Source organism: Methylobacterium sp. Leaf111, assembly GCF_001423285.1.
Lineage (GTDB): Bacteria > Pseudomonadota > Alphaproteobacteria > Rhizobiales > Beijerinckiaceae > Methylobacterium.
Genome location: NZ_LMNE01000052.1, coordinates 1 through 4,334 on the forward strand (window position 1 = coordinate 1; position 4,334 = coordinate 4,334).

3 protein-coding genes are annotated in these 4,334 nt (G+C 66.3%); all 3 read left to right on the forward strand.

The features are described from left to right. The first annotated feature begins 458 nt into the window (after window positions 1-458). The 3 genes from ASF41_RS19290 (at window position 459) to ASF41_RS24275 (ending at window position 4,218) form a co-directional block, all read left to right on the forward strand. Window positions 459-2,111 (forward strand): Mu transposase C-terminal domain-containing protein, encoded by a 1,653-nt coding sequence (locus tag ASF41_RS19290; RefSeq protein WP_056496160.1) that lies wholly within the window; start codon window positions 459-461, stop codon window positions 2,109-2,111. Beyond that, entirely contained in the window at window positions 2,111-3,124 is a 1,014-nt protein-coding gene (locus ASF41_RS19295) for an ATP-binding protein (protein WP_056496164.1), read from the forward strand. Before ASF41_RS19290 ends, ASF41_RS19295 begins: the two co-directional genes overlap by 1 nt. A gap of 327 nt (window positions 3,125-3,451) precedes the next feature. Next, window positions 3,452-4,218 (forward strand): IS5 family transposase gene (locus ASF41_RS24275; protein WP_156653396.1). Its coding sequence is split into 2 segments (ribosomal slippage): window positions 3,452-3,797 and window positions 3,797-4,218, totalling 768 coding nucleotides; the frame shifts between segments, so codons are not numbered across the junction. Window positions 4,219-4,334 lie beyond the last annotated feature (116 nt).

Consider the following 4,334-nt stretch of genomic DNA (forward strand, 5'->3'; position numbering starts at 1 on the left):
ACGGCGACCCAAAGCCCTTCGTCTGGACTGCCGACCCGGATCGCATCATCCAGGCCGCAAAGCGCGGGCACCAAATGTTAGACTCGCACCACTAGATACGGCTGCCTAACATGGATGGCTGGGTCACCGCGTCCGAAGTAGCTCAGGCCGCTGGGATTTCTGAACGTAAGGTTCGGCACGCCTTCGCTCGGATCGGTTCAGGAAAAGCGCAGCTGTGGCGGGGCTCTTGTCTGACGGTTCGCGTTTGCCACGGACGGGGAGGGAGGGCCGGGGCTTCGTGGAGAGTCCTCGCAACCACCCTCCCCCCGGCACTTCAGCTCCGCATTCAGACTACGCAAACGCCTGTTGAAGGGCAGTTGAACGCCTCAGCAAAGGCCGTTCAAGCGGCCGAGTGGTGGGCTCATTTCCTCCGTCCCGCTCTGACGCACCCGAAGGGTTCACGTGAGCGACGCTCCGCGATGGAGGTGCTGGCTAGTGCCGAGGTTTGCGGCCCGCATGGCGAGTGGTTCACGCCGAGCCTACGTGACATCGAGCGCAAGGTCAGCAAGGCGACGGCCGGCGGCCTGAAGGGACTGATCCGCAAGCGCCGCGAGACGAAGCCCGAGAGCCGCCTGATCCTCACGAAGCGTTGGGATGCCGCTACTGCCGGCTTGGATGACGCCCTGCGCGCCGAGATCGCTCGCAAGGTCCACCAGCGCATCCGCGACCTATGGGGCAGTGGGGCGGTCTACAGCGTGGTCCAGCGCCTTGCCGGTGAATACCTCGCTGACCTCACCCTCAAGGCCAGGATCGGCGGCACCTTCGCCGAGATCATGCCGGCGTGCGAACTGCCCAAGGGCGTCGTCGAGGCGGGCCGCAGCGCCCGGCGCGTCCATCAGTACCGCACGGACATCAAGGCTTGGGACGATCGGCGCTCACGCCTCCGTCTCACCTCGGCCGGGTTCGCGCCAATGGAACTCGTCTACGGCGATGTCCACCATTTCGATGTGTATGTTGCCCGCCCGGACGGCACGCTGGCGACCCCCAAGGGCATCGCCTGGCTCGATGCCGGCACCCGGCGCGTGCGCATCGACCTCGTGCTCTGTGAGCCCGGCACGGCGATCCGCAACAGCGACGTGATCGACAGCTTCATATCGATGCCGCAGGACCCGCACTGGGGCATGCCGGCGAAGCTCTATCTCGACAACGGCTCCGAGTACGGCTTTGCCGAGTTCCTGAAGGACGCTTTGCGCCTCGGCGGCCTGGACTGCGAGGAGTTCGGCCGGGGCAGGGCGCTGATCCGGGCGACCGCCTACAACGCGGCAGCCAAGGGTATCCTCGAAGGCTCGTTCCGCGTCATCGAGCAGACGATCCTCTCGGCTGTGCCCGGCTACATCGGCGGCGACCGCATGAACTCCCGGCGGGCCAACCTCGGCAAGGCGCCCTCCCCGTTCGACGGCAGCTTCGATGACTTCGCCCACGACTTCGTTGGGCTGCTCGCCTTCTACAACACGAAGCGGCAGACCGGCGACCTCGCTGGGCGCTCGCCCGAGCAAGCCTACGCGCAGGCGGTCGCCGCCGGCTGGCAGCGCACCGACGTGGACGAACTGGCGCTGATGACGGCTTTCTCGGAGGAGGCTACGCGCACGGTCCAGGACGGCAAAATCAGCGTCGGCGGGGAATGGCTCTATTGCGACGCGCTGGCTCGCCACACCGGCGACAGGGTCAGCATCCGCCTGCCGAAGTACCTGTGCTGGCCGGCCGTGCCGGTGTTCACGATGAAAGGGGAATACATCGACATCGCCCGCCCCGACCCGGTTTATTCGCGCCTCGATCCGGCAGGGGCTGCGGAGGCCGCCCGTCGCAAGGGGGTGGCCCGCGACGCGATCCGGTCCGAGGCGGCCGACCTCAACCGGATTGATGTGGTGGCGGAGATGATCGACTCCGGCCGCCGTCAATCCGCGCCGCCGGTGCCGGCGAGCAAGGGGACGATCGAGCTAGGCGGCGACCGCGCCGAGATCGGCCGGCGCATCATGGAGAGCCCGACCGAGCGCCGCGATCGCGACCGCGAGGAGAAGCAGGCCAAGCTCAAGGCCACCCTGGAACGCGTCGAACGCTTCAGAGGCTTGTGATGAACGACCTCACCCCCATGCTCGACCCCAAGTATGCCCACCTCCCTCTCTACCTCCAGCGAGGCATCCTCCAGCGCAAATTAGAGCGCGAGGAGGAAGAGCGCGAAGAGCGCAGGTATCAGGAGCGCATCGAGCAGAGGCGTGCGGAGATCGCTGCAAAGCGCGCGGCCGAAGCCGCCCAGAAGGAAGCGTTCGAGGCGCGTCGTCAGGCGCATGTCAGCCGGGACACCCCGTTCGTGATGACCTCGGCGGCCAGGGTTGTGCTCGACACGATCGACCGCTGCGACCGGTTCAGACATAACGGGCTCGTCACCGGGGCACCTGGCGTCGGTAAGACGCGTGCGTTGGAGGAGGCGGTCCGCCGCTCGGGCACGATGGAAGGGCCGCTCGTCGGCCTCGTGACCGTCACGGGCGTGATGGGCAACTCGACCATGGCGCTGCTGGAGGAGGTCGCTCCTCACCTGGGTGTGCGCACCGTCTACGGCGTCGCCGCGACGCTGAAGCTCCTGTGCAGCCGGGCCAGCGCCTTCCCTGTCCTGCTGTTCGATGAGTCGCAGAACCTTGCCGACCGCGTGGCGCGCGACCTGTTGGCGATCAGCGAGCAGGCTCGCGTCCAGATGCTGTTCTTCGGCAACGACGAGGCGCTGAAGTTCGTCAACTCACAGAAGGCCGCCATCCGGCAGATCGCCCGGCGCCTGCCGATCCGTGAAGAGATCGACTGCATCCTGGACACGGACGCGGATCTGCTCGCCGGCCAGTATGCCGTGGACGACCCGGAAGCGCTCCGACTGTGCCGCACCCTCGCTGAGACCCATCACGCGGACGGCATCGGCAAGGTGTTGCCCATCGCCCGTGCCGTCGCCGAGGCCGCTGGCAGCCGGACGGTCGATGTCGATCATCTGCGCGAAGCCCTGGCGCTCTTCCCGCACTTCTTGCGTGACCTCGCGAGGGCCAAGGCACCCCCACAGGTCGTGCGTCAAAGCAGCTTCAAGCGCCTGCCGAAGCAGCGCTGACCCCCCCCTCCCCCATTGGTTGTGTTCCTCATGCCGACCCTGAGCCGGCCGGTTTTCCTCCTGCCAGAAAGGCCGTTTCCGATGAACCAGTACGTCAATCTGAAGCATACGATCAAAGAGGCGGGCGAGCGACATCCGCTTCGGTTCGGTCCCAAAAAGCGCCACACCGCCGGCACACTTCATACGAGCGACGGTCCAAGGGTCAGGCAGCCTGCGGCCCGTGATGCGTCGCTCAGTGGGGGGGAAGCTAGGGCGTGGTGACGATTTAACGAGTTCAGGCTGGGACCAGCTTGGCTTGGGAGGGATGGCCGACGCAGGAGTTTGGCCATGTTTCAGGAAGTCGACGCGCTTCGGGACGATCAATGGGGCCGCCTGAAGGGTTTCGTTCCGGGGGGGACGAAGGGCAAGCGCGGTCCTCGGACCGACAACCGACGCTTCCTGGGCGCGCTGCTTTGGATGGCACGTTCGGGCGGGCGCTGGCGTGATCTTCCGGAGCGACTGGGCGACTATCGGTCGGTGAAACGGCGGTACTACCGCTGGATCGAGCGCGGCGTGCTCGACGCGATGCTGGAGGTTCTGGCACGCGAGGCCGATCTGGAGTGGCTGATGATCGACGCAACCATCGTGCGGGCACACCAGCACGCTGCTGGCGCGCACAAGGTCAAAGGGGGGCGGATGCCCAGGGCCTCGGCCGGTCTCGCGGCGGCCTGAGCACGAAGATCCATGCCGCGACCGACGCGCTCGGGCTTCCCGTACGACTTCTGGCCAGCCCTGGTCAGCGCAACGACATCACCGTGGCGGCCGACCTGATCGCGGGCTTCGAGCCCGATGCGACCTTGGCCGACAAGGCCTTCGACGCCGACCCGCTCTGCGTGGCGATCACGCAGAGCGGTGCCGAAGTCGTCATCCCGCCCAGGCGCAACCGCAAGGTCCCGCGCGCCTACGAAAGGGACCTCTACAAAGAACGGAATCGCATCGAGCGCTTCTTCAGCAAGCTCAAGCAGTTCCGACGCGTCGCAACGCGCTACGACAAGCTGCTCACCAACTTCATGGGTTTCGTCAAACTCGCCGCCATCGCCATCTGGCTCAAATAGTTAAATCGTCACCACGCCCTAGCACTACCTGGGCACTTTGAGGGCGTTTGCCGCGTTGTCTCCCTCGGGATAGCTCGTGGGAGGCAGCGATGGATCGGGATCGCGAGGGGACGGAC